Raw genomic sequence first — 26,202 nt, forward strand, 5'->3', positions numbered from 1 at the left:
GTTTCTCCAATCTGAAACATTCGGAAGTAAGACCGGGAACAAGAAACATGCACGATGGTCATGATATTTGGGTTCCCTTCAAAACCAACGATTAATTTATCTACGAAGTTATCTGTATGCATCATGGTGATTATGTGACTTGGGAGTCCAAGCTCAATCAGGAAGACACTTTCGATTTTGAACGTCCTAATTATTTGAAAAGAATCAACTTACCGAAGCGTAGAAAGGCCTGATAACCAATTTCTATGTTAAATCAAACACAGAAGCGTTTCCGCAAGGAAATGCAACGAATCGAGGAAGAACTGGCAGAACGTTCTATCGAAGCATACAGCTACGTAGAGCGCAGGTATGTCGTCGGGGATCCGGAAGAGCGAGAAGTAAAAATCCTTCAAAAGATAAAAGCGATCTTTATAACCCTCCTACTCATCTTATTAATTATTAGTGTTGCGGTTACATTTTTCATACTGAAAGGGGGATAGTAGCTGCATTTTAAATACGCGTGTAGGGTTGTCGCATAGCAGAGAAAATTTGACTGTAACGGTTGAGCAATACCGTTTCCGGAAGTTTGCTGGTCAATGAAAACTTTCCATGGTAGCAATTGAGAAACACCCATTCTTGCCGAAAGTGACCAAAGGCATGCTGCTGGATCAATTCTTATACAGTTTCTAAACTAGAAGGGAGGTAGTACAGTGGGCCTATCGGATATTATGAAATCTCCATCCATCAAAAATCTTGTCCGATCAGTTAAATCAATGCCGGGTTCGGTTCTAACTTCTCTAATAACTATTATCAAACTGGAAAAACAGGAACAGCGTGTAACGTATATTCAAAGCCTTCCCCAAGAAACTATCCGGCATTTATTAAAGCTGTTTACATATTTATTTTTATCCAGCGGGGTGTTGGTAAGAGAAACGTTGCATGAAATCTATCTGACCCCAGAAATCAAAAAGTTCTTTGATGACGTGAGCGCGGAAGTTGATAAAATGGGGAAGCTTACCATGAAAACTGTCTCTGCAGCTGTAGATATTGTTCTCGGCACGACCACCACCGCGGTCATTATCGGGATAGTTGCTTTAGGAGCCTTTTGCATTATGAATCCGGCAGCTGGCGCAGCTATATTTACCTCCGCGCTATTTGTAGAAATCTTTATGTTTTTACTTGGTACTGCTGTGCCGAGTGATTTCAAAAAGCAAATCCAGGAAAGTGCTGCAGATGAAAGGGGATCCAAACAGAACTAAAGAGGTCATAATGGCAGAAAAACCCGCGAGAACGGATATTGCAAATTAACAATCCGGTGATGATTGCGGGTGGACCGCAGCACTGCAGCCCTCGCTTCCGGTGCGATCCGCGCCGGCGGCTTGCCAGTGTTCGCGGCGGCCGGGTGTTTGCGGTGCAGTTCTCGCGCTCCCATTCTCCCGGATGCGTTCCCGCACACAGGTAATCGCGCGGGTGAACAGTGGCCGACTGAAGCGCAACGCTGGAACTCATGCTCCTGGTTCTCCCGGGTGCAATATACTTCGGGCGGGGCCGCAGTCTAATACTTAGGAATTTCTCGTAGGGAGCAAGGATATTTCAATTTAAGGTCCAGCGATGTTGTAACAGAGCTATCGGTCAAATCATTTAATAAAAACAGCCCGACACGTATCCGGAGTATAAAGAATGGAATATGGAAAGTCTTCCGTTTGATCTGGATCCGTTTCAGATGGAAGAAGACGGCTCTGGCGAGGTCGGGCCCGGACAAAGAGGATGGTGGAAAGGTGAGTACAAGGGGAATCCATATACCCGCTCCGATCTCAAAAAAGATAATGGCGAGAGGTAGCATATACGAAAGACATCTAGACATTATTGATGCATTATTCGAGAGCATGATTTTACGAGATGTTGTTACTGCCAACCATTCCCTTATTATGGCTAACTATTCATACCATTTGGCTTTGATCTTCGATCGGGACCATGCGGAACTATATTACGCCGGCTCCCTGACGCACGACATCGGTAAGTTGGGAATGAGGGATGAAATTCTTAAAGGTACTCATAAATTAACGGTTGAGGAAAGGGTTCAGCTCCGCCAACATGTAAGGGACGGAGCGTCATTACTGAGTGAACTCGAGATGCCCCAGCTTATTATTGATATAGCCCAATACCACCATGAGCGATACAACGGAAACGGTTATTTAATGGGTCTGAAAGGCAACGATATTCCTTTATCCGGACGAATAACTTCGATAACTGATACGTATGCGGCCCTGATTGCGGATAGGCCATATCAAAATTTAAAACGACATGATGATGCGATCGAAATCATGATAAGAGATAAGTCATTATTTGATCCTGAATTACTGGATAGCTTTGTGCGTATCAGCAGTGACAAACGAATCCCGTGCTCAGTTAAATTACGAGATTACCAAAATGTTGCTTTCGGTCAAGGATAGACATGCGGATTTATAATCAAAAGAAATATTAGTATATTTCAGAATTAAGGCTATCCGATTCTGAGGTGGAATGACAAAGTTACAGTTTCCAATTATACAAGGGGGTGATCTTGATGCTTGAAAAATACAAAAAAGTCGTGGAAGAATACAATAAATATTACGTAGTTATTGGCGATGACGTACTCATTCATAACATTCTTGAAAAGTGTAATATCGAAGAAGACGAACTACCTGCTCTGGCATATTTCCTTGCTGAAGAGTTCGAGAGAACAAGCGAAGAAGAAGATATGGAACTTAATGATAAAGTCGAACAACTTCAGTTTGGAGTAAACTTCATCCTTGAAGCGAAAAGGAACAATTATAAAGTCAAATTCAATTCTAAATATATTGAACGGGCAGTATGAAGGCACCGCGATCATGGACGATAACAGGACGGCGCTGCTTTATGGCCTGAGCACCCAAGGTGTCAATTGCAGAAAGTTTGATTTATGGGAGCCAGAAAACAAATAAAAGCCAGGAGGCGTATTCTACAGCGGATGAGTATTATTCGCTCAACAAGCCTAAGTCATTAGTTCAAGAATCTATGAATCTGGTTTACGTGCTTTAGAACGTAACGAACAATCTACGAAACAATAAATGTGAGAATTTGGATTGATGGGCATTACGTTATAGGAGGTATCTTTATGATTATTTGTCCTAAGTGCGGTGGAGCTTCAAACTTCTATCAAACAGATAAATTTTCTGAGTGTATAACATGCGCGCAACTTTTACCTGAAAAGCCAGAGCCTCTACGCACGATAGATGAGCATATTCATTTAATGTGGGAAAACGATCATCTTCCATGGTGTAAGGAAATGGGGTACGATCCTGGTTCGTTTGAAGATTATGCCGAGCAGCTTCGTACACATATTACTGATGAGGATTTAGCACTAGTAAATGGCTGGCATACTCCAAATGTATAATATTTATGATGTATAATGATGCAAATTGAGGGAGGCTGCCGCGAATTACGCGTCGGCCTCCCGGCGCACTCAGTATCCTAGTAAAACGCCGGAGCCGCAGTTGTCTGGGCTCCCGGCCAAACAGAGGAATGAACTGAACGCCAGTTCAAGAATGGAAATGCCAGGGATCCGTACGGCGGCCTCTGGGCACTATGCATCATGGTAAGCCGGAGGTGCTGCCGTGTGCGGCTGGCCGCCCTGTAGGAATCCGGTTGCCCGGCGCTGATGTCCCCAAAAAATAAAGTGTTAGACCGAAGTTGTTGATTCTTCGCGGACTCGTGAAACTGGCAGCGTTTTAAAAATATGTTTTAGACATCCCCCGAATTATTAAGTGTTAAGAGACAAAATCAGATAATAAAGATTTAGACTACTCGGCCGGCCGCCGTCGCCTGCGCGCCGATGTCACATCCGGGCCATATATTGGAAGCGCCTTGAACGTGAGCAGCAGTTGCTCGAGCCGGCAGCTGCGCTGGCGTGCCGATCACAAACTGGTCTTCACCGGGATGCACTAGGAGCGTGAGCTGCAGCAGTTCGAGCCCGCTGGCCGGCGCACCGATCGCAAGCCGTGCTTCGCACGGAAACACCAGGAATGCGAGTTGCAACTGCTCGAAAGCCCACCGCAGCCGGCGACCTGGTCTATCCTGAAAATATCGCTCCGTAGAACACCTAAAAAAGGCAACAAGAAAGTGACCCTCTGGCAAACAAAAAATGGCCAAGGGCATCAGCAATGTATTGTCCGAATAACGATCAGGAAACTGCCGTATTCACAGTAATTGATACACCTAATGACTCCAGTTTCTTAATGGAATGCTTGATGATCACGTCCCGTTTTCGTTCCTCGTAGTAGGTTGGACCGAGCTCGATGTAGGGTTGTTTCCGCTTAAGGATGTAGTAAACCATAGACAATATACTGTGTGCTACTGCGATCGTCGCCCGATTGGCTCCCCGGCGTGCGGCAATTCGGTGATACTGGCTGGATAAATACGTCTCTTTCGTTCTAGCCGCAGCCTTCGCGGCTTCTACAAGCGTACTTCGGAGCTTCTTGTTTCCTTTTCGCGTCTTGCCGGACAATCGTTTTCCGGCACTTTCGTTCTGACCCGGACACAGCCCTGCCCAAGAACATAAATGGGCGGCGGAAGGATACTGATCCATATTGGAGCCAATTTCAGCTAGAATAGTCTCTGCTGTTCTTCGTGCCACACCTGGGATTGTGTCGAGCAGTTCCAGGTCTTCCTCAAAAGGGTGCATGCGCTTTTTAATTTCCTCATCCAATCTGCCAATCTCTTCGTCCAAATAATCGACGTGACGGAGCTGAGCTCCCAGCATCAGTTTTTGATGAGGGCCCATTAAGCCGTTCAATGCCCGCTTTAAATCCGCTTTTTTGCTTTTCAGCTTTCGTTTTGCCAGATCAGATAAAGCTTCAGGATCGGTTTCGCCAGCGATCATCGCTTCAATCATAGCGCGTCCTGATTTCCCGAGCCCATTGCTGGCAACCGAGGAAAGCTTGATGTTTGCTCCTTCCAGCACCTTTTGAATGCGGCTGACTTCTCGGGCACGTTCCTCAATGAGACTACGACGATACCGGATCAATTCTCTTAGCTCGCGTTGCTCGCGGTTAGGGATGTAACTTCCTTTCAATAGACCATGCCGGAGAAGTCCAGCAATCCATTCCGCATCTTTGACGTCGGTCTTGCGACCCGGAACATTCTTGATGTGTTGAGCATTCACAACAAGTGCCTCAATCTCCTCAAGCTCCAACAGATTGTAGATCGGTTTCCAGTAGGGTCCTGTGCTTTCCATAGCAGCGTGAGTACACCTTTTGGCCCTGAGCCAGTCCATAAGCATGAGTAAATCGTCGGTCATGGTGCCAAATGTACGGATTTCTTTACCTTCCGGTGTAATGGTGCAGGCAACGATGTTCTTTTTATGAACGTCAAGTCCGCACACATGACTGTAAAAGACGTCCATTCGCAACCTTCTCCTTACGGCAGCATGATTGAAGGGGCTGGTGCAACAACCACATATGGTTATTCTATCCTGCGTGCTTCCAAATTCGGAGCAACAATCTGTGGTGCACCTGGTCGTTAGGGTCAGTCTAAAACTCGGGCTCGAAGCACCATTGACTGCCGACCTGCCTTCGCCAGCCGTAAGTAAATTATACCGCATGCCTACCATTTTCATCATCTGATGGTGCCGCATTAGCGGCATGAGCGTCTAATACTTTATTTTCAGTCTAAAAGTTTATTTTCATCTGACACGTTGGCCATCAATCAATACAGAAACCGGTAACCCGGCGCTGGCGCTTCGGCTTCCGGACGAACACCAGGCATCGATCTGAACGGGGGTTTCCGGAAATGGCTGCCTGGGGATACTTACGGCGGCCGAGGCGCGCACCGCATCCAGGAGCTCCGTTTGAGCATCCGTCTGCGGTTGGCCGTTGACGATCACCCAGCAAGCCGGTCGCCCGGGCCGGCCGCCGTCGCCTGCGCGCCAGTCTAAAACTTTATTATCTCAGTCTAATACTTTATTGTTTAGTCTAAAACATTATTATTCGCTAACAGCTGATGCTCCTGCTCCCAGTTAAAACACTGGGTAACGATCAGAACGCCATTTCCGGAAGTGAGCTGCCGCGCGCCCACATCCTGGTGCGCCGTTGTCGCAGCCCTGCAGGAGCTGGTCTCCCGGCCGAACATTGTGCAACGAGTAGATAACATCATTTTCGGAATGGATCTGCCACAGATCCGCACAAAACAAAAGTGAGGAAATAGCCATGTCAATAGGCAACGGGCTGAAAGTCGATTTCCGATAAGTGCCGCAGATCCGCGCGGCGGCCGCGGCGCATACAGCATCCTGGTACGCTGAAGGCGCAGCCGTCTGCAGCTAGCTGCTGGCTAAAGCATCCCCGCATCCGAAGCGCCTTACATACCCATAAAAACAAGGGGTTTTTCGGCCCTAAATAATAAATAGTGGTCTTCCAGATGGAAGTTGAAAAGTCGTTTTCCATCAAAAAATCCGAATACCCCAAAAAGTAGCCCATTAAGGGTAGCTGGTCGCTCAGAACTGTCGTACCAGCTTCCGGCAGAACACGGCTCATCGAGCAGAAACCAGAAAATAAAGTTTTAGACTCCGCAGAGCGACCAGGTCGCCGCCGTCGCCGCCGCGGCGCCGCCTTTGTGCGGATCCGTGACGAAAGAAACCTAGCGCCTAAGCCGACGTTCGTTGGTCGCGCCGCGGGCAACGCCAAAAGAGAGTCAGAGTGCGAGCTGAAGCTGGAGGGAGCCGCCGCCGTAGCCGACCTTCGTCGGTCACGCCACGGGCATCGCCCAGAGAGAATCAGGAGTGCGGGCTCCTGCTGCTGAGGAACTGGTCGCCGTAGCCGTACACCGATCGCGGCGCGGGCATCGCCCGGAGAGAACCAGTGGTGCGGGTTGCTGCTGGGAGCTGGCGGGTCGGTCTATAACTATATTTTCTTGGTCTAATACTTTATTTTTCAGTCTTAAACTCTATTTTCTTCTGACACGAGCCTGCAGCATTTCCGGCACGCCGATCGCAGCGCGGCCATATCCGAAAGAAACCAGGAGCGTGAGATGCAGGTGATCAAGCCGACGGCCGGTGCCGATGCGCTGATCGAAGCGCGGGCGCATCCGGAAGCACCGGGTACACGATTTGTAGTTGATCGAGCCGCCACCGCTGCCGGCGAACCGATCAAAGCGCGGCTACATTCGGAAAGCACCAGGAGCGTGAGATGCAACTGCCAAGCCGACGGCCGGTGCCAGCACGCCGATCGCAAAGCCGGGCTTCATCGAAAACACAAGCAGCGTAAACTGCAGCTGATAGAATCGGCTGCCATTGCCGGTGTGCCGATCGCTTCGAAGCTGCCTACGGAAGAAACCATGAGCGAAAGCTATAACAGTACGAGCGTGCCGCCGGTATTTAGTCTACAACTTTATTATCCTCTAATACTTTATTGTTCGGTTCAATTCAGCTTGGGCGTGGCCGCGTCGACGGTATTGTACATTCTGTAGGCGAACCGCCGCGTGCGACCGCTCCTGCTAATTGCTCCGGATGGCAGGGGGAGCAACGCGGTATGCTAACCGACTTATTCAGCCTTGTGATTACAGTGCCGCCGGTATAAGTGATGTGGGGGAGCGGAGCAAGCCGGTCGCTCCGGTCGGTAGCGGGGAGTATTATGGATGCACGCAGAAACTTTCGAACGTGAATGGCAATGACGAAAACATAAGCAGGCAAACCGGCATGCTCCGCCGAAAGGCTCCGGTTGTCAAGGGAACAACTGGTGGATGAGTGGGTCGGCGATTTCCTATCGTTCCACCCGGGGGGGGAGGGAGGTCGGGCTGACGGCAGCATAAGTTTCAAGAGAACAACTGCAGTATCGGAAGGTAGGGGAGCTCCTGGTGGAATGTTTCTGCGATGCATGCTGACTACTCTCGCGGCGCCGTTCTCGTCCGGAGAAAACTAGGAGTGTGAGATGCAAAACAGGAGAAAAGATTAGACTGCTCGGGTGCGCTGCAGGACCTCGAGCCGACACCGCCAGTGCGACAGTCTACAGCATCAATCTAATTCTCCCTAAAAAAGTATATATTAATAGGAAGAAACACAATTGGATTTGTTTAATAACTCAGGCCGATCACATATCATGATGTATTGTGTTCCAAAAGAGTACGCTTGTAATAACGTCAGGAAAAACGCTACCCACCGTCACCTGCGCGCCGCCTTTGCGCGGATCCTGCGACGAAAGAAACCTGGCGCCGAAGCCGACGTTCGTCGGTCTCGCCGCGAGCATCGACTGGAGAGAATCAGAAAGTGCGGGCTGCAGTTGTTGAGGAACTGGCCACCGTAACTGGCATTCGCCGATCGCGCCGCGGGCATCGCTCGGAGAGAACCAGGAGTGCGGGCTGCTGCTGGGAGCTGGCGGGTCGGTCTAAAACTATATTTCCCTGGTCTATTTCTTTATTTTTCAGTCTAAAACTTTATTTTCTTCTAACAAATTCCCGCTCCCGTAGCACGAGACAACGAGGCAATATCACTGAGCCTGCACTCCTGCCGATTGATTAAAAATTCCTCTTTATTAAAAACAATAAATTCGACGAGTAATACGGATCTCTTTTCCATCGATTGGCAAGGCTCGGCAGCTGTGTCTACTTCGATCGTTACCGCCGAAAAATTTAACGGGCGCTTGCTCTCGTCACCAGCAAAGATGATGCTATCAAATGAATCAAGCCGAAAGCGACGTTCCCTCAATTCCCCACAGCAAACCTCAGCGCATCCGCTATCTGTTCGAAAAAAATAAAGTATTAGACCGTAACTCTGATTTGACGCGTTTATTTTGGTTCCAAAATCGTTAGCAAACGAAAATAAGTTTTAGACTGGCCCCGCGATTAAGGTGCGTCAAAAGACGAGACCAGAAAATAAAGGATTAGACTCCGCTGAGTGACCCGGTCGCAGCCGTCGCCGCGGCGCCGCATCCGGAAGAACCCGAAGCGCGACCTCAGCGTAGTCACCCGGCTGCCACCATCACCGGCGCGCCGCCTTTGTGCCGATCCCGCGACGAAAGAAGCCTGGCGCCGTAGCCGACGTACGTTGGTCGCGCCGCGGGCATCGCCCGGAGAGAATCAGAAAGTGCGGGCTGCAGCTGCAGGGAGCCGGCCGCCGAAGCCGACGTTCGTCGGTCGCGCCACGGGCATAGATCGGAGAGAACAGGAGTGCGGGCGCTGCTGGGGGCTGGCGGGTCGGTCTAAAACTATATTTTCCCGGTCTAATATTTTATTTTTCAGTCTTTATTTTCTTCTGACATTATCTGGTTTTTCTTACTTCCCTTTGGACCGGATAAAGCCAACTGCAAGAGGGAGGGAAAGGCTTTCGTATCCTTTAAAACCATACAGTTGAACCGATTTGATGAAGATTCTTTCACCCCTCGGGAAAATGAATATCTACGAGCTCGCTTACATCATGTTCTTTTTTTAGTGCATTCCGCAAATAGTTCTCCTTAGTGATACGGCTAGAGCTATGTTCGAGGGTTTCAGCGATAAAGTCGATTGGCGCGCTTGCTGCCAAGGCTGCTTGGGCAAAGTAATGTCGCATAAAGTGCGGAGTTACTCGATGATTCTGCGTTGTCGTAAGTCCTGCCTTATCCATATGTCCCGAAAGCAGCGTCGATAAACTGCTCAAGGAGTAATGCTTCTTATATCGATTAGGATAAAAGGGAGTCTTATCTGATGGATCGATCTCCGTATTTAATCCCAGACGTTTTCGATATTCCCGAAGCTCATCAAGAACATAGTGCTTGATGTTAGCGTACCTAATTTTGCCCCGTTTTGTTATGGTCCGGAGGTAGAAGCGATTTCGTCGCCGATCATATGAAAGAGCGCCCCACTCAGGAGTAATGACTTCATTTAAGCGAAGGCCCGTTGTCGCTAACAGCATCAGGAGTGACTTGACCTTCGGGTAGTCATGATAAAAATGAATAGCTGCATGCAGAGCTTCTTCAGAAATCTCCCGCTCCGGAATTTTATTCTTATCTATCCGAACGTGTAACAAGCCGCGGCTCAGATTCTTTGTTGTGTAATCCTCATCGAAACACCATTCTAAAAAGCTTTGAATGATTCCGATTTTTTTCGCTCTTGTCGTTGATTTTGAATACTTGGATTCCATGACGGATTGAAAGGCTTCCATGTCGGAGCGGGAGAGTTCCCGGATATCCGACTTGCCGATCGATTCGACATAATGAAGCAGATTTAATAATTCCCTTACATAATCACTCTTTGTGTTAAGGGACCGCTTCGTTCCTTTCTTATGGACAAAGAGGTACACCATGCCGATGTTTGAAATCTCATGATAACGATAATTGCCCTTTTCGTCTTCATGCTGCGTTACATGCGTCATAATCGTTGAGTAAACCGAATCGTCCAGTAATACTTTTGATTGAACAATAGAATTCGTGTTAATAGCAGTATTGGAGGAAACCACGGATAATAAACCATGCTCATTATTAAAATTCATCAGGTATTCCACCAATCTTAAAAAGTTTCAATGTTCAAGTTGAGGTGAACATTATCTTCGCACCTTACATTCCATGGACATAATAATCGAAGGGAGTTAATTCTGAGGAAGTGTTCCATAATCTAGTATAACATAAAATAATGGTCTATTCTTTTTATATAAATGTAAAAATGGGATTTAATATATTATGATAGAATAAAATCGAAAATTATAAAGTGTATAAGGAAGAGTGCGAAAATGTAACATGAGTATGAATACATGCAAAGATGGAAGATTTATGGTATCATATATATTAATTTATTAATTAATATATTAGAATGGAGAAGGATCTCAACATGAAACTCGAGTGGACAATCATTGAACAGGCAATCAGGTCTGTATATCAAAACACGTTTGAAAGTCTTGAAGGAAAAATCACTCCGGCTATAGACGAATTTCAATTTATGGAGCAGGCCTACGTTTGTTCGCAAATACTGACGGAACTCGCTGTAAGCCTTAAAGCGATTGGATCTTCTCCGGATCAATTACGGCAGATAACGTCGCTCCGTGATGAACTAGAATATCCCATTATGGAAATGGCAATAGGAGCATTAAAGAAAAAAGTGAGTTGAGGAGCTGAATGATGATGTCGAATAAGGATGGAATTTTCATGGGAAGGTTTGGCGGAGGAATGAGACCGGAAAAAATAAGTGAAAAAGATCGTCAACTACATATGTTTCTCAGTGGTACAACCGGAGCGGGACAGGAGCTTAAAACACTGGATATATGGGCTGTAAAAGAATTTGGTATCCCGCTCCCGGATAAATTCAAAGAGGACAGGAATCTTTATACGCACAAAGAGGCTTGCGCGCTGCTCTTTACTGACACCAACTCCAGTACATAGATCAGCGAGGATGATGGGCATGATGGTAATCATTTATGCGTTGAAGATTTTATTCACTCTTTACAGGTTGGTGTGCTTTATTTCCGATGTAAGAAAGATTGAAATAGCTGGGTTATAACGCTTTTCATTATAACTTGTGGAATAATTTGGGACCGCATTCCCTATGAATACCCTTTTAGCTTTTACTGTAGGTTTGTTTGTTTGTTTGGTCAGCGCTCATCGCTTCGCAAGCTTATATTAAATATAATATCGGAAACTGAAAGAGGTCCGCCTTATGGATAAATTAAAGCAGCTCCTTCAAGCTGCTCAAATCATGGCTACTTTAATGGAAGGGGCGCTTGACGTTCGCGTCGATTTCACTCCGGCTAGCCTAGGAAGAATTGAAAAAGCAATCAATAGGGTTTATCCGCCAGGCCACGAACCGATGGGTTCGACAATACTTTCTTATGGGATATACCTCGGTGAAGTCTTTGTGCGAAACAACCCCGGCGCGGCATGGGGGCCATTCAAAGAAGAAATCATGGAGATCGAGTTTCGGATCGATAAAGGGGAGCGCTCCTTTATCGGACTACCTGTAAAGCGAGTACATGATTTTTGGTTTGACCGATCACGTGCATTATCAGCATATTACCAATTTAACATAGATGTTTTAGAGGGAAGATTACAGCCAGACGAGAGTGGCGAGTGGAAGAGCTATAACGGAGAATATGATTACCGATTCCCCATGATTATACGAACGGAGCAGGAATAATTGTTCTTTCAACGAGAGCGTTAGAACAAGCACAAGCAATTTGCAAGGAACGAAAGGAAAAGTTGAATTTATTCAATGCAGAGGAAGTGTATGACTGATGAAAAAGAATGATCCTATTAAACTGGAGCCATCCTTTGAAAAAGCACTTTCCACGACACTTGACGAATTTTTCAAGGACAGAGAAGCCAATAAAGAAATTGTATGTTGGGATTGCGGAGATAAGCTTGATGACTGCTGCAAAAGTGAAGATAGCGCGATTAGAAGTGAGACAGGTGCACTTTATGGTTACTGCTGTTGCAAATGCAAACGCGAAAATGACTTGCTTGATGAAGAGGAACAGTAACAATTTGATTATCGAAGGACATGGGGAGGGAGCTGCTTGGCTTGGACTCGCAAAAAAATAGCCAAAGTGCTCGAAAAGGTGGAACGAAAAAATAACTTCTAGAGAAAGAAAGCTTCACTGAAAACGTTTATGAAGGTTTCACGGGATGCGTTCATAATGGGCAAAATATCGTCTTCAGCGGAGATTGCGTCAATGAAGACGATGATTATGGAGGAATATGCCAATGACAAGATGGAAGAAGAAACCGTCGAAAAATCCGTTGTGGTTTCACACGCGCGCCGAAGTTGAATTTTTCGGCAAACCATTCTTCACGGGGAGCCGGTGGATTGGTGACTTTCCAGACGAAACGAAGGATATTGTCTTGCTTACCCGTTCGCGATGCAGCGATTTCGAAGTTCCCGTTGGCGAAAACGAAGAACCAGCTGCTTACCGTTATTCAGTCAAAGGCCCAGGCGAAAGGAAGTACGTTCCTGTTTACGATCGGTCAAGCGCTCAATTACTAGTAGATAAGCTGTATCCGAAGGAAATAATCAAGCAGGGATTTTTCGGGAATGAGCATCAATGATATGGTCAGTTTTGAATATTGAGGAACCATAGGGGAGGAAACGACATGAATTTTAGTGATGAGGAATTACTAGAAATTGTAGATGCCTTGGATGCGCATATATCATGCATTGGGGGAACTCAGAAGGAGAAACTCGCAATCCATGACAAGATCAAGGATTATCTGGAACGGAAAGGGTATGTTGTCGGCGATGATGATTAAAAGGTTAAAGGACAATATGAATATCTCTGTACTTGAGGTGAGGGCATGAGTAATATTCAATAGTTTGAATGATGTGGTTTATATGTGTGATTCCTGCACTCAAGATTTCAAACGAGTAATAACTCAGTATTTTGCTAAAGAAGCAGTACGGCGATGAACATTCGCTGAAATAGCAGATACATGGGGATGGGTTTATGAGCGAAAAACCCTACATTCCAAGGACTTAAATTCGGTAGAGCGGAAAGCTCTATTTGATAAAATCGCTGATGTTATATTTTGAGCGTAATATAGTATGTTCGTCAGGCGGTGAATTATATGGAAATTGCAATGTGGATAATAATTGTCTTGGGGTTATTGGTTAGTGGCTATATTTTTGGAGAGTTTATTAAAGATTTAAAAGATTTGATGAAAGATTTGATGAAAGATTTGTTTAAGTTATTTCGGAAGTAATATTATTGATAACTTGTACATGGGAATGCAGGAGGATGAGTATGGGACCAGTAAAGACATACCGGACGATGATAGAGCCACTCGTTAAAGTCTGGAAATGGATGTTGAAGAGCTACGGCAACGAATCGCCAACTACTCGGAAGGTGAAGCTCCAAAGTATATGACGGAGGATCTTGTAATTGTAACTTTGCTAAGGAAGGTAGGCCCGAAATGAGCGAATATTTGAACGTCACTGAAGCAGCTGCGGAACTCAACATCACCGCGACGTCCATATATAAAATTGTGAACCATCCGGATCCGGAAAAATGTCTTAATCCTGTTAATCGAACCACTTATAAAGGGGATGGGGGCTATCGTTTCCGTAAGGAAGATGTTGAGCGAATTAAGCCGGCATACGTTAGAACAGACTTAACAACTTCTGAAGCTGCAGCCCGGATTGGCCGATCGAAGTCATTTATTCAGAAAATGATTAAGGAGGGTGTTCTTTCTTACTATGAAGCCGAGCTCCGCGGCAAAAGAACATACTTCATTAAGGAAAACCATCTAGATGAGTATATCCGTAACAATCCGGATTCGGGCAAATATGATACGATCTATGATCGCAAATCCGGAGTCTTTTTATTCCAGCCTTATGTCAAAGACGGCTGCATCGCTCGCGTTGTAGATATGAAACGGGTAAGTCGTTCCAAGTTGGAGATTACGCTTCAAAGCGAGTCAGGGGCTTGCTTCGCTTATGAAGAAGCCATAGAAACAGGATGGATGCCTTTTCTGACCATAACACCAAAAAAACAGAGCACAACCTATGGTTTTGCCCGCTTTGAATTTCCCGCTCCGGCTACATTGGATTCGATGATCTACACGATCATTGAAGAGGTTTTCAAGCAGGCTGGGCCCGCAAACATCAGGATATCCATAGGCGAGAAGTTGATTCTGGAAGTCAAGAAGTCAGTCTTACAAGGAATTCTGCCATCAACGCATCCCGACCTAATTGATAAGCTGAAGCTGTTTATTAAGGCCGGCGAAATCATCCCGAAATATGACGGGACTCTTGTTGATACAGGATTATCACCCATTACCTTTTATCTCCCGGAGGGAAAAAAAGCAGAACTTCTGGCCAAAGCGGAGCAAGAAGGAAAGACACTTCAAGAATGGCTGGAGACTCAGTTTTAATCGAAAGGTGATCGATTAGGCCCTTCTTAGATCCTTGAAACAAGTATTTTTTGGAAAGAGAGAGTACCATCTCTTTGCAACGAAACACCCAGATAATATCTTCAGCTAAAGAGATAGTCTTAGAATTTTTTCGCAAAAGGAATAAATTTGTGGGAAATTAAGCGGTGGCCAGGCTTCATAACATATTGAAATAAATACATGGGAGGAAATACAATGGCGAACTTAGCTGGGATAGATAAAAAATTCACGGTAATCAAAAATGAGTACATCGAGAGGCTGAGTCATCATGCAAAAGAAACTTTTACAAACGTGGTTGAGGAGATCAATGAACTGCGGACAAAGGAAGGCAAGCAAGAGAACACCTACCTTGTCATCAACACCAATGAGCATTATGCAGGCAAGGTCATTTCGATTTTGAAAGAGAATGGACATTGGGGTGAGGTTCCATTAGAAGAACGACACAAATTCCCGATATACGAGAACCGCACGAAGCCAGAAGAAATTATTATCGATAAGATCAAAATATGGAATGAGCTTATCCACCAAAAGCAGATAGACCGTGACGTGTTTAACAAGTTCAACACCCCAGAAGCCCGCGTAGCCCTTCTTGTGGCACATAGGACCATGGAACTGGAGGACGAAATCAGACGACTTGAATCGGAACTTCACTCGTTCTATCAAGATGCAAAAGCAATGGGTGTTTTAAAAAAATGCCCTGTCTGCGAAGTCTTAATAAATTCGAAGTACGATAAATGTGCTGAATGCAGGGGCGATCAGGATTAATAGGGAGGGGGTTGAAATGGACAAGAAGCAAGTAAAGGAAATCGAGAAGTTTGAATCAATCGACATAGTTGCTCACCAGATATAACTCGTTAGTACACTAATACTTTAATGTAATAAAATTATAGCAAGGAACTTCGAGGATGATTTTCATGTTCAGGTAAAGGCAGGTGAAGGTGATGAAGGTTGAAAATCAGGTTGTTTATGAATTTTTGAATTTTCAGCATCAGCTTTACGAACAACTAAAGTTGCAAAGATTTAGTACAACGCAAGAGAAACATACCCAAATAGAAGTCGAAAGATTTCTCGCATTATCGGGGTATTCCTTTGAACGAGAAAAGCGGTTATCAAGCCAGGATATACCAGACTTTTATATACAAAACTCAAACGGCAATTTGGTTCTGGAAGTGAAAATACGCTTTCCTAAGAAACAGGCCACGGGAATCATCGATCCTGGACGGCAGTTGGAGGCAAAGTATTCGGATAAGAGCCGCATCCAGGTATTAGCTGCACAGTATCTCCCCAAGGTGAACTACACCTTGCCGGGCGAAGAAAACGGTTTGGAGCAAATGAGCCTAGCATTTTAGAAAAGCTGTAAACAGTAGAGGACATGATCATTGCAGAGGTTTTCAAGCAGGCTGGGCAAGCAAACATCAGGATAACCATAGGCGAGAAGTTGATTCTGGAAGTCTAGGAAGTCCGCATTACAAGGCATTCTGCCATCAACGCATCCCGACCTTATTGATAAATCGAAGCTGTTTATTAAGGCTGGCGCAAACGAGAGGGAATATAGAACCATTATTCGAGCAGAAGAGCTCTCTCCGCAAATCCGTATTGAAAAACTTACAGATGTACAAAGTGAAGGAAAGGAGCAGTGTTTATGGCCGAAACACAGAAGAAAGTACATATTGCTGTTGTCAATACAACGCATTACGGGGCTGCCCTTTATATGAATGGCATCAAGCAACCTGACTTTGAATTCTCAGAGTCAAACTGGGTGGAGCTGATTAATGATTATCTGGTTGACTCCGCAACCGAATGCCATATTGTTTACGAATACGAGGAGACTATTGAATCATTAGATGATCTCCCGAATGAACTGTCTGATCTTATGGACCACTTTTGTTAGAGAGGCAAGCAGCGATACCTCCGAACTCCATTCATCAGGGAAGGAGTAAATGTATAAACTGCGAATTTTGTAAGCAGCACGGTAGGCAACAAACGCAGCAAAGCCGACAAGACCGAAAGCGATATTATTTCGAGCATACGCAGATTAGAACTCTGAGGGAACACAGAGGGCTGCCACTTAATAATTTCATCGGATTCGGAACTATGATATCTATGACCGGGGACTTATTCAAAGATATTGTAGCGATTGATTTTAACATTGCACCACAATTCAAGGCACAAGTATAGAAAAGCATACTAAAACCGGATGAAATTGAAAAAATGATTCAAAGAAAAAATGGACATTCGGTATTGAATTATTATTAATTTAGGAAGGAATGGGTGTTGTTTAATGGTGGAAACAAAAGAAGAAATATTGTTATCTACAGTCGTTTTTGTCGATTACGAATATTGGTTTTGGAGCCTTTATAACAATAAATACAGAGGAAAGCCAAATCTTAATGAATTTTGGTTTAATATTAAATCTAAAAACGAGGTCAAAGATATTTATTTTTTTGGAGATTTTACAAAAAACCTAATCAAAGACGACATTCTTAAAATCAGAAAAATTACGAACAATATTATCGATTGTTCTATTAATGGGACAAAGAAAAATTACACTGATTTTATAATGCTGGATCATATTTATAGAACAGCGTACCAATACAAAGAAGTGCAACAATTTATTTTGGTTACAGGTGATGGTCATTTTCAGTCCGCTGTGTCCCATTTAACCAATTTCATGAATAAAACTGTAGGAGTAATGGCAGTTGAAGGTTGTTTGTCACAACATTTAAGAAAAACTGCAAGTTGGTCTTCTACCGTATTAACAAGAGCCTACGATGAAGAGGATGTTAGAAATAAAATCTTAAATACAATACATACTCAAAAAGAGCTTGGGTTAGCTGAAAATTTTTACTCTATCGTTAATGAATGTTCAAAAAAATATAGATTAGAACGATCCGTCGTTGCAAAAGAGCTTAATAAAATTGGCCTTATAAAAGAAAATCTCATAGAGATTCAAACCGTTCCCAATTTAAGTGTGGAGAAATATTAATCGAACAAAAAATCTTAATAAAAAATAGACCGACCGTCGATGGCTTCTCGATAGATTTCCAATCTAAATCTATTACAAGGACAGCAGGAAATGGATCTATCATGCGGCCTCGCCCCCGTCCCGATAGAATATGAAAGAGGCCATCGACTACGCTGCCATGAGCTCGCGAATGACTCACGGGGCCGCGGAAGCCGTAGATGCATGCCGGCTCTTATCATTCATGATGGTTAAAGTGATGAACGGGTTTACGAAGGAAGAGATATTGAGTGTGGAGGATGCAGCCAATTGGTTTGATTCTGCGCTTGCTGAAATTGGGGAAATAGCTGAGGGCATAGCTACAAAAAAGAAATCTCCCGTTCATTCAGGGCGTCGGATATGTGGTAAAGTCCCTCGAAGCGGAATTATGGGCATTCCATAACAGCACGACTTTTTAGGAGGGTGTCCTCAAAGCAGTAAACTTGGGTGGCGATGCCGACATAACCGGAGCGGTTTATGGGTAGCTTGCGGGTATGTATTACGGCATCCAGGCCATTCCAGAGCGGTGGGTGGACATCGCGGACAATCTGCACGACATCATCGACAAAAAACGGCTGAAAGCAGCCTTGATTCCGTTAGAGGAGAACAACAGGGTGCTTCCGAAATAGTAATTCGGGAGAGTAGGACGACGGATTATAGCTTGGTCATAACGAAACAAAGACATGAGGCGCCGCTTGAACTTGTTGAAAGGAGGATTGGCATTTATCTTACCGTCACTAATCAATACCAGTGGGTAAAAATCATGGACCTTTTGGAGGTCGGATGTAGATGGAATTTACTTATTATGTTTTTATTCTTCCTGTTGTTATCCTGGCCATTATTGCGATTTGTGAATACTTTTTGAGGTCGTTTGGTGATTAGCTAACCTGACTTTTTTGATATACCGATTCCTTTTGCCAATTGGATGAAGGCAGATATCATGCCCTTCGAGAATCGTTACTTCATCCGTTATCTTTCAAGTCAGTTCTTGTATGACCCCTATATAGTTGAAGTTACGATAGTAAAGTCAGGCATAAAATCATATCCTAGCGTACAAATCATGAAACTTGATCTTCTAGGGCCAGCCTATATACGGGTACAGGAAGAGCGGTATATAAAGAAATTGGCACCTGCCATTGAAAAGGCGATAAAGAGGTTGATGCGGAAAGTAGCTGCAGAACCTCGTTTGCAGTGGGGAAAAATATAGTCGAAAGGGATGTTACCTTATGGAAAATCAATTGGTTGTCCTCAGCAATCAAACAAATATCGAGATTCGGGAAGCGAACCTTCAACTCAAAGATAGCCATCTACTGGACGGCAATCTTCTTGTAATTGGTGATCTCGGGAGCGGCAAAAGCTTTGCGGTAAAATCCGCCTTGGATTATCTTTTAGAGAACGGCAAAAACGTGCTTCATCTTGATTCTCATTGTGGACTCAAAAAATTTACTGAATTGGCCGGTGGCCATTCGATAGAATCGAATGAATTCAGTCTCGGAGAAGCAGTGCCCGGACTTACAAATATTACTTTCTCGAAACACGTTGATAAAAAAATGGAATTCATTGATTTCGTGTATCGATTGATCGACGGATACGGCCTTATGTCCGGTTACGATTACATCGTCGTCGATGGTGGAATCAAGTATTTGGATGATGAGCTTGATCAATTTACACAATGGATTGAAGAAGCAAATGCGAAAAATATTTTTTTTATTGTCACGGCCGTAATGAATAGAAGAATCTTTGAGAAACATGGAGCGCGCCTTTCGGAAGCATTCCCCATGGTTCTTGCGTTCCGGTCACGGGAATCCGCGGAGCGAATGCTGCGTGAAGACCTTGTACCGGGAGAGGCTTTTGTAATCAGAAAAGGAAGTGATGAGCCTGTCAAGGTTCGGCTTGAACTTTCGGGGGAGCAATTAAGAAGATATGATGAAAGACCGATTTAAAGAAGGAAGCGAGAGGATAGTCCCAATGTCAGAAATTGAGATAAAAGTATCTTATTGCATTCATTTGATTGAAATTTTGGATGACCTCTTGGGCGATTTGAGGGTGAGCAATCCAGAGTACCGGTTTGCATGGGATGTCCGGAGATAACACGGTTATTCAAACATTGACGAAGGAAGTAGGGCACAATCCCGCTTACTATGCGCTGCCGACGAAACGTGGGGTTACTTTCGATCTCGAAAAACTTTCTGCATTAAGGGGAAACACTTGTCAAATTGAAAGTCGAAGCGGTCGAAGTAGCTGGCCAATGCATCGAATCGGAACTGGATCGTTTGCAAGCTACGGAAATTGCTTTTAGAATCGATACCGATCAATTCCATCTGGAGTATCTGGACAAGCGGTGGTCGGGGCCGGCCGAGCACATCCTCTTCCGCACGATGAACCTTCCAGGGCCTCTGTATGCCGGTGAGCAGTGGGAGAAAATTACGTCGAATGTCTTTTGACTAACAAAAAAATATAAAGAATTTCGGGATAGAGTCAACAATCTAATTGGTCTTACAATAAATAAAAATGACATGACCGATGTAACATATAACTAATATGATGGGAGGACTACATTAAAAAAAGCTGTAGAAAACTAACTGAACCTTCGATCATTTATGAATGACGCAAAATTCGTCTTAGTTTTAGTCAGAAAGGGAGATTTTAAAATGACTCTCATTATTGCATACCTCATCCTCGTAAATTTAATCGGGTTTATCATGATGGGATATGATAAAGGACAATCAAGTCGCGGAGGGCAGCGCATTCCGGAGAAGCGCTTGTTTGCTTTTGCCGCAGTAGGGGGAGCATTAGGAACCTGGCTTGGGATGCGATCGTTCCGACATAAAACCAAACATATGAGCTTTCTCCTCGGGGTCCCATCTTTATTTGCACTCAATATCGGTTGCGTCTATTATGTCATCAAGCTTATGTTAACAAAATAGAATCGGCTGCCGCGGCGCCAGATGCTGTCAAGAAGCGAGGGAAACCTCGCTTCTTCTGCTGCAGAGAACAGGTCGGATACCGGGCGCGCCGCCCCTTCACGGGCCGCATCCGGTAGAACCCGAAGCGCGACTGCAGCGTAGCCACCGTGCCGCCGGCTCCGTCGCGGATTACGCGCCGAAGAACCTAAAGCGCGATCTGCAGCGCAGCTGCCCGGACGGCTACTTTCACATACGCACAGCCTCGTGTGCGGACGGCATCCAGAAGAACCACAGGAGTGTGAGCCTGCGGCGTAGCCATCCAGCTGCAGCGCTTGGCTTGCCCACCAGTCTACAACTCTATTATCACGGTCTACGATTGTATTATTTGCTGACAGAAGAAAAAGTCATTTATTTGTCGAGAGTGCTATTATATAATAGTTACATATTATTATATTTACTAATTAATTAATATGTTGGAATCAAGGAAAGGGTGTTGGTATGTCTTGCATGATGCTGCGATTCTTATCATCATAATGGCGTTTTGTTTTCTAGCTTGGCTTCTCATTATAACGACGATTAGGCGAAAAAAGAAGAGAAAACGAATTCATCCCGCTCCGGACAAGCCGAAAGCTTGGAGACCGAAGTCAGATCTAGAAACAGAAAGTGAGATATGGAACGCTCCGCAAAGTTATGAGCATGTTTCTGTGACCTTTGAAAACTTGACAGTTCTGATCGATCGGATACTCGTGAGGCCAAACGGTATTTTCCTTATTGTTACAAAAAGTCGCTCTGGCCGTATTGTAGGCTCTGAAAGAGACGAACAATGGACGCAATATAAAACTGAGAAGGGACAAGTAATTGAAAAATCACTTAAGAATCCAAACAAGCAAACAAAACTACATATATATGCCATATCCAAAAAATTAATTGAGCTGGACTGTAATGTATGGATTCAAGGGATCGTCGTATTTAATAATCCACGTGTAATTTTGGAAACTGACACCGAAGAAATCCCTGTTTTGCATCCGGATGAGATCGATGGATACGTTCGTTCTTATCGGCCTAACCGACAGTTATCTGCAGCAGTGCTAAAAAAGATTCATACCTGGCTGAGGAGTGTAACTGTTCAACCCGAAGAGTCTCTGACTGACCATATTGAAGAAGAAAAGAAGGCGCCCACGCACCAGGAATTTCACACAACAAAAATGATAGCCGAAGAATTCGGCTTTGATGTCCCGTATGGATTAAAAATAAATGCACCTATCGCGGTTACGAAAGATCTTGAGCAAATGGCCTCTTTGACTCTAGGTGACGAGGAAATTGCAATTAATACATACCAAGCGTTCGACCCCGATGTACGCCAATTTATTTCGGCATGGATTCGAAAAATGGGTTTTCCCCTAGACAAAGACTTTCCTGAAATTATTGGGAGGATCATGGAAGAGGATGTTTGGGAACGGGAAAAGTCCCGCTCTCTTGAAAAAGCAGGAATGGTACTAACCTATCAGGGTTCTGGCAGATACGGCGTGTTTAAAGCAAAATTTCAACGAAAAGTCAACGAGGAGGAATAACTTTGCTATCCAAAATCCGAGAACACTATCATCGACTTATGGTTTCGTATCATAACATCATGCTCGATTCGTTAACCTCACAAGCAACTAGGGAGTGGGTATATCATTCCGGCCGGGCAGCGAAGCATTTGCAAAAGGTCATTCGATTAACAGGTGGTGGCAGAACTATTTCAGCATGACCAGCTACAAGGGATTTTAGATGAAATTATTCCATCTGAAAATTAGTCGTGGATTCATCGGAGCATCGATATCATCAGTAACCCGAGTCTACTACATATTTTCTCTCATTGGTGAATAATAATAAGCCCTCCAGTGTAACGGGGGGCTTTTTCTTTTTGGAGATCGAATATGTTTGTGTTTATGCTCATGGATCGCGGCCTGTCATCTTCTTATAAGGGTAACTTATAACCTTATGGAGCACCGCTTGGAACGAACGAGGCGTTTCCGTCTCCATTACGGCCTTGATTGCGACTAGCTCGATCTCAGTGTGAAAATAGTGCTACTTCTATTGGCTGCTTTGTTCGCTGACTTGATCATCCGTTTAAGACGCTCCAAGAGCGTCCTCGTGATCTTCTTCATTCAGTTATTCCATCGCTGCCCTCTCTTTTCTCTCGGACATTAACGCGCGGCCCCTTCTGCTGCTGCATTGTGGCGAGCTGCTGCCGGAGCTTGTCCATTTCGCCATAGAGTGTCCGAATCTCGACGTTATGCTCACGCTCGGCTGCTTGCAGCTGCTTCGTCAACTCAGCGCGTTCTTTATCGGCCTGATCCGTTAGTTCCCGGCGAGCAGCGAGAACAGCCTTCTCCAAGGCAATATCTGCGCGTTCTGTGGCGCTCTGCGTCCTTTCAGTATGGACAACCTCCATGCGTTCTAGCTCCTCACGAAAATGCACCTGTGCCTCGTCTGCAGCTTTCTGCGCATCTTCCAATTCTCGCGCTTGTTTTTCAGATATCTTTGATATCTCGGATATCCGAGCTTCTAATTCCTGCTTCTGGATAACCGCGTCTTGTCCGTCAGTGATCATCTTCGACAAGCGTTCGAACCGTTCTTTGTTCTCTACGAGGATTACCTCGTTTTTCGCGTTCAGCTGCTCGATGTTCGTGATGTATTTTCTCAGCTCACTGTTCTCGTCCATGACCTTTACGACCTGTTCCGCTGTCTCCTGTTGGAGTTTTTTTAGCTGGGAGATCTCGTCCTGTTGCGCGGACAGTTCGCCAGCAAATCCGGCAATCTTATCCTCGTATCCCTCGGCGAGCTGGATCCGATCCCCCTGCTCCGTCTGGATGATCGACGTTAGAGCGTCGACGAGGCTTTTCGCGTGATACTCGGCGTTCGAGATAATTTTCTGATAGCCAGCGCCGAGGCCGTTTTTCATCTGTTGCAGCTCATACGTCGACATAACCTGAGCGAAAAAGTCCCCCTCGAACTCAAGTCCGGATTCGCGGAATAGGCGCTCCGCCATCTCGCGCGCCTCGACGGTAGGCTTATAGAGTTTCTGTGTTTTCTCGACCTTCTCGCTCATCGTCCAGCCCCCTCTAATCTGATAGATAGTTTTTTAGTTGGATGATACCCCGTCGCCTCTTCGTACATTACCACGAGCGTCGAGCGCCCCGGTTTAAATTGTTCTAATTGAAGTACGTTTACCATCGTTTGCCTCCCCGTTCTCTTTTCGCTTTATAAGAAGAAAATAAAGTATCCCGCTGCGACAATCAGGCAAGAAAACGCACGATGGAAGAACCAGAAGTGTGAGTTGCAGCAGAGAGCGCTGCTGAGTTGAGCCACAATCGTATCCGTTAGACATTGGCGCATCTTTCTTGATACCATTATAAACCAATGAAGGACATATGTAAACGATGGATATCTCAGATATCAAGGATATCCATTGATTTTAAACTATTAATTGGATATCTATAAGAAACATATAGATGACGAATCGAACCGACGTCGCCTGAGTGCGGATTTACATCCGGGAGAACCAGACTTCGTGTGCTGGTAGAGTGGCGTCCGTCCGCTGCCGTCACCGACACGCCGACGGTGTGCTGGCCACATCCGGAAGAGCCAAGGGTCTGATCTGCAACGTAGCATCATCACCGCTCCCCTTGACACTTACCCCTTGTGACAAGGAACGTCCCCGAGCTACGGAGACACCAGCTAAACTGGGGTGGGTGAGGTAGGTGCTAAGTGGGCGCCCTACGCTAAAAAAGTAAGTTAAAACGCATCATATTACTTTTGGATATCTAAGATATCAAAGATATCCTATGATTTATTTAGATCATTTAGATATCCATTTGGATTAAACCTAAAAAGACGGAAGGGGCAGTGGGAAGTAAGCTCACTCGTTATATTAGACTCCACGAGACCGAACCGGGGAGAACCGGGAGCGCGAGCTGAATAGTAGGCCACCCGGTCGCCGCCCGTGCGCGAGACCACACGCAGAAGAACCCGAAGCGAGAGCTGCAGAGTAGCAATCCGGACCACGCCGTCACCGGCACGCAGCCCTGTATGCGGATGGCATCCGGAAGAAACCAGAGCGAGAACTGCAGCCGCTGTCGCGCCAGTCTTCAACTTTAACTATATTGTCGGTCTAAATCTTTATTATTCGCAAACAGCGGAGTAGCGGGCCACCGTCGCCGTCCCGGCGCGTCGCCCGAGCGCAGATCGCATCCGGGAGAACCGGGAGCGCGGGAACTGCAGTGCACTCGCCCGTCCGCCATCAACACCGGATCATCCTGGTATAAATCGGCAGGCATCCAATCTCCGCTGCCGTACAGAGCAATCGGCGGGCATCGCCGTCGCGCATCGGTTCCCCTTGAGCATGTAAACCGTCGGCCTGGCCATCCCCCCAGGTGGAATCGGATATCTTCTTATTTTGTACTGCATCAATTATTTGAGACAGTAAATGGTTGCTAATAACATGAGACTTTGTTGAGATTACCGCTTCCTCTTGAAACTTTAAGAGCCGCGGACAACCCCCCGGCTCTCTTTCATGGTTCAAAAGCCGTTTGTAATATAAATTATAAATATATATAACTTATCATCTGTTCTTATAATAAACCTCTTGGCAAAAGAACCAAGAGGTTGCTTGTGGTATCAGTTGTATTAAGAAAATAATGTAGTAGATTGGAGTTGTTGGATCCGAGCGGTTTTTTGTTAGAAAAACATATGCTTTAGAAGAATAAGTTGTAGACTTGACTCATGAGGATGGAACTGAGAATGCTGAAAGTAGGATAATAGAGTAATAGACTGAGGCGCCGTCCGAGATTAGATCGCATAAAGGAGAACTTGAAGTGAGAGCTATAGCGCAGCCGCTGGCCACCGCCGTTTCTGGCAGGCCGCCTGTGCGCGGGAACGCATCCGGGAAAACCGTCAGCTGCGATCACTGGCCGCAGCCCGAAAGCAGGAACGCAACCGGAAGAACCAGGCTCGTGAGCTGCAGCGTAGCAGGGCCGTCAGCCGCCGTTATCGGATCGCCGTCCGAGCGCGGGATCGCACCGGGAACTGCAGCGTAGCGGTCCGGGCCATCATCGCCGGATCACCTCACTTGTCAGTCTACTTTATTATTCATCTTATAGTTTATTATTTTCTGAACCCGACGCACGGATCGCAAATCAGGGCTTCCTAGAAAAACTATATTATTCACAAACAATTACGGGACACTTACTCCGCATTTTGAACGGATGAGCAATATTGGTTCAGATGTAATACTTTGTATGATTATCTACAATATTCTATAGTCTTATGAACCTATTTATGTAGGTCTATTGTCATGAAGTCCTTCTTTGTATTATCATAGAGACTGAACTCGAAAAAGGGGCAAACTTGCTGAAAGGCAAGGACGCAAAGCTAAGGGTCTAAAATTCCGTAAGGAATCATGATAGCCTGGTTGCCGGAG

The 26,202-nt window shown here is 45.4% G+C and carries 27 protein-coding genes and 1 riboswitch; of the genes, 24 read left to right on the forward strand and 3 right to left on the reverse strand.

The features are described from left to right. Nucleotides 1-689 precede the first annotated feature (689 nt). The 4 genes from AC0LWT_RS23405 (at nucleotide 690) to AC0LWT_RS23420 (ending at nucleotide 3,394) form a co-directional block, all read left to right on the forward strand. Nucleotides 690-1,238 (forward strand): hypothetical protein, encoded by a 549-nt coding sequence (locus tag AC0LWT_RS23405; protein ID WP_474683701.1) that lies wholly within the window; start codon nucleotides 690-692, stop codon nucleotides 1,236-1,238. Nucleotides 1,239-1,757: 519 nt separating this feature from the next. Continuing rightward, on the forward strand, nucleotides 1,758-2,432 hold the full coding sequence (locus AC0LWT_RS23410; protein WP_474683702.1) for an HD-GYP domain-containing protein: 675 nt from the start codon (nucleotides 1,758-1,760) through the stop codon (nucleotides 2,430-2,432). A 113-nt stretch (nucleotides 2,433-2,545) separates the two neighbouring features. Further along, nucleotides 2,546-2,836 (forward strand): hypothetical protein, encoded by a 291-nt coding sequence (locus AC0LWT_RS23415; protein WP_474683703.1) that lies wholly within the window; start codon nucleotides 2,546-2,548, stop codon nucleotides 2,834-2,836. A gap of 279 nt (nucleotides 2,837-3,115) precedes the next feature. Continuing rightward, nucleotides 3,116-3,394 (forward strand): hypothetical protein, encoded by a 279-nt coding sequence (locus AC0LWT_RS23420; protein WP_474683704.1) that lies wholly within the window; start codon nucleotides 3,116-3,118, stop codon nucleotides 3,392-3,394. Between the two features lie 786 nt (nucleotides 3,395-4,180). On the opposite strand, the gene AC0LWT_RS23425 is transcribed toward AC0LWT_RS23420, so the two are convergent. After that, a complete protein-coding gene (locus AC0LWT_RS23425; protein ID WP_474683705.1) occupies nucleotides 4,181-5,401 on the reverse strand; it encodes an IS110 family RNA-guided transposase in 1,221 nt (406 codons plus the stop codon). 1,619 nt (nucleotides 5,402-7,020) lie between these two features. Between AC0LWT_RS23425 and AC0LWT_RS23430 the strand changes: the two genes are divergently transcribed. Next, on the forward strand, nucleotides 7,021-7,458 hold the full coding sequence (locus AC0LWT_RS23430) for a hypothetical protein (RefSeq protein WP_474683706.1): 438 nt from the start codon (nucleotides 7,021-7,023) through the stop codon (nucleotides 7,456-7,458). Between the two features lie 1,900 nt (nucleotides 7,459-9,358). Here AC0LWT_RS23430 and AC0LWT_RS23435 read toward each other — a convergent pair. Continuing rightward, entirely contained in the window at nucleotides 9,359-10,450 is a 1,092-nt protein-coding gene (locus AC0LWT_RS23435; protein ID WP_474683707.1) for a tyrosine-type recombinase/integrase, read from the reverse strand. A 335-nt stretch (nucleotides 10,451-10,785) separates the two neighbouring features. On the opposite strand from AC0LWT_RS23435, the gene AC0LWT_RS23440 reads away from it, so the two are divergent. The 18 genes from AC0LWT_RS23440 (at nucleotide 10,786) to AC0LWT_RS23525 (ending at nucleotide 22,309) form a co-directional block, all read left to right on the forward strand. Then, entirely contained in the window at nucleotides 10,786-11,061 is a 276-nt protein-coding gene (locus AC0LWT_RS23440) for a hypothetical protein (RefSeq protein ID WP_474683708.1), read from the forward strand. Between the two features lie 8 nt (nucleotides 11,062-11,069). Then, on the forward strand, nucleotides 11,070-11,333 hold the full coding sequence (locus tag AC0LWT_RS23445; RefSeq protein WP_474683709.1) for a hypothetical protein: 264 nt from the start codon (nucleotides 11,070-11,072) through the stop codon (nucleotides 11,331-11,333). 274 nt (nucleotides 11,334-11,607) lie between these two features. Continuing rightward, entirely contained in the window at nucleotides 11,608-12,084 is a 477-nt protein-coding gene (locus tag AC0LWT_RS23450; protein WP_474683710.1) for a hypothetical protein, read from the forward strand. A 97-nt stretch (nucleotides 12,085-12,181) separates the two neighbouring features. Further along, nucleotides 12,182-12,427 (forward strand): hypothetical protein, encoded by a 246-nt coding sequence (locus AC0LWT_RS23455; RefSeq protein ID WP_474683711.1) that lies wholly within the window; start codon nucleotides 12,182-12,184, stop codon nucleotides 12,425-12,427. Between the two features lie 223 nt (nucleotides 12,428-12,650). Beyond that, complete coding sequence (locus tag AC0LWT_RS23460) at nucleotides 12,651-12,992, forward strand: hypothetical protein (protein ID WP_474683712.1); 342 nt, start codon at nucleotides 12,651-12,653, stop codon at nucleotides 12,990-12,992. Nucleotides 12,993-13,037: 45 nt separating this feature from the next. Further along, nucleotides 13,038-13,193: a hypothetical protein gene (locus AC0LWT_RS23465; protein ID WP_474683713.1), complete on the forward strand. Its 156-nt coding sequence runs from the start codon at nucleotides 13,038-13,040 to the stop codon at nucleotides 13,191-13,193. 315 nt (nucleotides 13,194-13,508) lie between these two features. Next, on the forward strand, nucleotides 13,509-13,643 hold the full coding sequence (locus AC0LWT_RS23470) for a hypothetical protein (RefSeq protein ID WP_474683714.1): 135 nt from the start codon (nucleotides 13,509-13,511) through the stop codon (nucleotides 13,641-13,643). Between the two features lie 210 nt (nucleotides 13,644-13,853). After that, entirely contained in the window at nucleotides 13,854-14,813 is a 960-nt protein-coding gene (locus tag AC0LWT_RS23475) for a helix-turn-helix domain-containing protein (RefSeq protein WP_474683715.1), read from the forward strand. Nucleotides 14,814-15,026: 213 nt separating this feature from the next. Beyond that, the gene (locus tag AC0LWT_RS23480) at nucleotides 15,027-15,596 is read left to right on the forward strand and encodes a hypothetical protein (RefSeq protein WP_474683716.1); all 570 of its coding nucleotides are present in this window, start codon (nucleotides 15,027-15,029) and stop codon (nucleotides 15,594-15,596) included. 176 nt (nucleotides 15,597-15,772) lie between these two features. Continuing rightward, nucleotides 15,773-16,180, forward strand: a complete 408-nt coding sequence (locus AC0LWT_RS23485) for a hypothetical protein (RefSeq protein WP_474683717.1) — start codon at nucleotides 15,773-15,775, stop codon at nucleotides 16,178-16,180. Between the two features lie 293 nt (nucleotides 16,181-16,473). Beyond that, nucleotides 16,474-16,722 (forward strand): hypothetical protein, encoded by a 249-nt coding sequence (locus AC0LWT_RS23490; RefSeq protein ID WP_474683718.1) that lies wholly within the window; start codon nucleotides 16,474-16,476, stop codon nucleotides 16,720-16,722. A gap of 390 nt (nucleotides 16,723-17,112) precedes the next feature. Then, on the forward strand, nucleotides 17,113-17,817 hold the full coding sequence (locus AC0LWT_RS23495; protein ID WP_474683719.1) for an NYN domain-containing protein: 705 nt from the start codon (nucleotides 17,113-17,115) through the stop codon (nucleotides 17,815-17,817). Nucleotides 17,818-17,947: 130 nt separating this feature from the next. After that, the gene (locus AC0LWT_RS23500; RefSeq protein ID WP_474683720.1) at nucleotides 17,948-18,235 is read left to right on the forward strand and encodes an ADP-ribosylglycohydrolase family protein; all 288 of its coding nucleotides are present in this window, start codon (nucleotides 17,948-17,950) and stop codon (nucleotides 18,233-18,235) included. A 91-nt stretch (nucleotides 18,236-18,326) separates the two neighbouring features. Beyond that, on the forward strand, nucleotides 18,327-18,461 hold the full coding sequence (locus AC0LWT_RS23505; protein WP_474683721.1) for a hypothetical protein: 135 nt from the start codon (nucleotides 18,327-18,329) through the stop codon (nucleotides 18,459-18,461). A gap of 597 nt (nucleotides 18,462-19,058) precedes the next feature. Further along, nucleotides 19,059-19,775, forward strand: coding sequence for a hypothetical protein (locus AC0LWT_RS23510; protein WP_474683722.1), 717 nt, complete (start codon nucleotides 19,059-19,061; stop codon nucleotides 19,773-19,775). A 273-nt stretch (nucleotides 19,776-20,048) separates the two neighbouring features. After that, a complete protein-coding gene (locus AC0LWT_RS23515; RefSeq protein ID WP_474683723.1) occupies nucleotides 20,049-20,276 on the forward strand; it encodes a hypothetical protein in 228 nt (75 codons plus the stop codon). A gap of 207 nt (nucleotides 20,277-20,483) precedes the next feature. Further along, on the forward strand, nucleotides 20,484-20,759 hold the full coding sequence (locus AC0LWT_RS23520) for a DUF1294 domain-containing protein (protein ID WP_474683724.1): 276 nt from the start codon (nucleotides 20,484-20,486) through the stop codon (nucleotides 20,757-20,759). Nucleotides 20,760-21,241: 482 nt separating this feature from the next. Beyond that, nucleotides 21,242-22,309: a nuclease-related domain-containing protein gene (locus tag AC0LWT_RS23525; RefSeq protein WP_474683725.1), complete on the forward strand. Its 1,068-nt coding sequence runs from the start codon at nucleotides 21,242-21,244 to the stop codon at nucleotides 22,307-22,309. 575 nt (nucleotides 22,310-22,884) lie between these two features. On the opposite strand, the gene AC0LWT_RS23530 is transcribed toward AC0LWT_RS23525, so the two are convergent. Beyond that, the gene (locus tag AC0LWT_RS23530) at nucleotides 22,885-23,832 is read right to left on the reverse strand and encodes a coiled-coil domain-containing protein (protein WP_474683726.1); all 948 of its coding nucleotides are present in this window, start codon (nucleotides 23,830-23,832) and stop codon (nucleotides 22,885-22,887) included. Nucleotides 23,833-25,597: 1,765 nt separating this feature from the next. Between AC0LWT_RS23530 and AC0LWT_RS23535 the strand changes: the two genes are divergently transcribed. Next, nucleotides 25,598-25,819, forward strand: a complete 222-nt coding sequence (locus AC0LWT_RS23535; RefSeq protein WP_474683727.1) for a hypothetical protein — start codon at nucleotides 25,598-25,600, stop codon at nucleotides 25,817-25,819. 293 nt (nucleotides 25,820-26,112) lie between these two features. Then, nucleotides 26,113-26,201, forward strand: a riboswitch (cyclic di-GMP riboswitch). The last annotated feature ends 1 nt before the right edge of the window (nucleotide 26,202 follow it).

The organism is Paenibacillus sp. sgz302164 (assembly GCF_056120505.1).

Excerpts from the sequence above, each read along its gene's own strand:
- AC0LWT_RS23415 (WP_474683703.1), top strand. The coding sequence starts at position 2,546 with ATGCTTGAAAAATACAAAAAAGTCGTGGAAGAATACAATAAATATTAC.
- AC0LWT_RS23420 (WP_474683704.1), top strand. The coding sequence starts at position 3,116 with ATGATTATTTGTCCTAAGTGCGGTGGAGCTTCAAACTTCTATCAAACA.
- AC0LWT_RS23425 (WP_474683705.1), bottom strand. The coding sequence starts at position 5,401 with ATGGACGTCTTTTACAGTCATGTGTGCGGACTTGACGTTCATAAAAAG.
- AC0LWT_RS23430 (WP_474683706.1), top strand. The coding sequence starts at position 7,021 with ATGCAGGTGATCAAGCCGACGGCCGGTGCCGATGCGCTGATCGAAGCG.
- AC0LWT_RS23435 (WP_474683707.1), bottom strand. The coding sequence starts at position 10,450 with ATGAATTTTAATAATGAGCATGGTTTATTATCCGTGGTTTCCTCCAAT.
- AC0LWT_RS23440 (WP_474683708.1), top strand. The coding sequence starts at position 10,786 with ATGAAACTCGAGTGGACAATCATTGAACAGGCAATCAGGTCTGTATAT.
- AC0LWT_RS23445 (WP_474683709.1), top strand. The coding sequence starts at position 11,070 with ATGATGATGTCGAATAAGGATGGAATTTTCATGGGAAGGTTTGGCGGA.
- AC0LWT_RS23450 (WP_474683710.1), top strand. The coding sequence starts at position 11,608 with ATGGATAAATTAAAGCAGCTCCTTCAAGCTGCTCAAATCATGGCTACT.
- AC0LWT_RS23455 (WP_474683711.1), top strand. The coding sequence starts at position 12,182 with ATGAAAAAGAATGATCCTATTAAACTGGAGCCATCCTTTGAAAAAGCA.
- AC0LWT_RS23460 (WP_474683712.1), top strand. The coding sequence starts at position 12,651 with ATGACAAGATGGAAGAAGAAACCGTCGAAAAATCCGTTGTGGTTTCAC.
- AC0LWT_RS23465 (WP_474683713.1), top strand. The coding sequence starts at position 13,038 with ATGAATTTTAGTGATGAGGAATTACTAGAAATTGTAGATGCCTTGGAT.
- AC0LWT_RS23470 (WP_474683714.1), top strand. The coding sequence starts at position 13,509 with ATGGAAATTGCAATGTGGATAATAATTGTCTTGGGGTTATTGGTTAGT.
- AC0LWT_RS23475 (WP_474683715.1), top strand. The coding sequence starts at position 13,854 with ATGAGCGAATATTTGAACGTCACTGAAGCAGCTGCGGAACTCAACATC.
- AC0LWT_RS23480 (WP_474683716.1), top strand. The coding sequence starts at position 15,027 with ATGGCGAACTTAGCTGGGATAGATAAAAAATTCACGGTAATCAAAAAT.
- AC0LWT_RS23485 (WP_474683717.1), top strand. The coding sequence starts at position 15,773 with ATGAAGGTTGAAAATCAGGTTGTTTATGAATTTTTGAATTTTCAGCAT.
- AC0LWT_RS23490 (WP_474683718.1), top strand. The coding sequence starts at position 16,474 with ATGGCCGAAACACAGAAGAAAGTACATATTGCTGTTGTCAATACAACG.
- AC0LWT_RS23495 (WP_474683719.1), top strand. The coding sequence starts at position 17,113 with ATGGTGGAAACAAAAGAAGAAATATTGTTATCTACAGTCGTTTTTGTC.
- AC0LWT_RS23500 (WP_474683720.1), top strand. The coding sequence starts at position 17,948 with ATGAAAGAGGCCATCGACTACGCTGCCATGAGCTCGCGAATGACTCAC.
- AC0LWT_RS23505 (WP_474683721.1), top strand. The coding sequence starts at position 18,327 with ATGTATTACGGCATCCAGGCCATTCCAGAGCGGTGGGTGGACATCGCG.
- AC0LWT_RS23510 (WP_474683722.1), top strand. The coding sequence starts at position 19,059 with ATGGAAAATCAATTGGTTGTCCTCAGCAATCAAACAAATATCGAGATT.
- AC0LWT_RS23520 (WP_474683724.1), top strand. The coding sequence starts at position 20,484 with ATGACTCTCATTATTGCATACCTCATCCTCGTAAATTTAATCGGGTTT.
- AC0LWT_RS23530 (WP_474683726.1), bottom strand. The coding sequence starts at position 23,832 with ATGAGCGAGAAGGTCGAGAAAACACAGAAACTCTATAAGCCTACCGTC.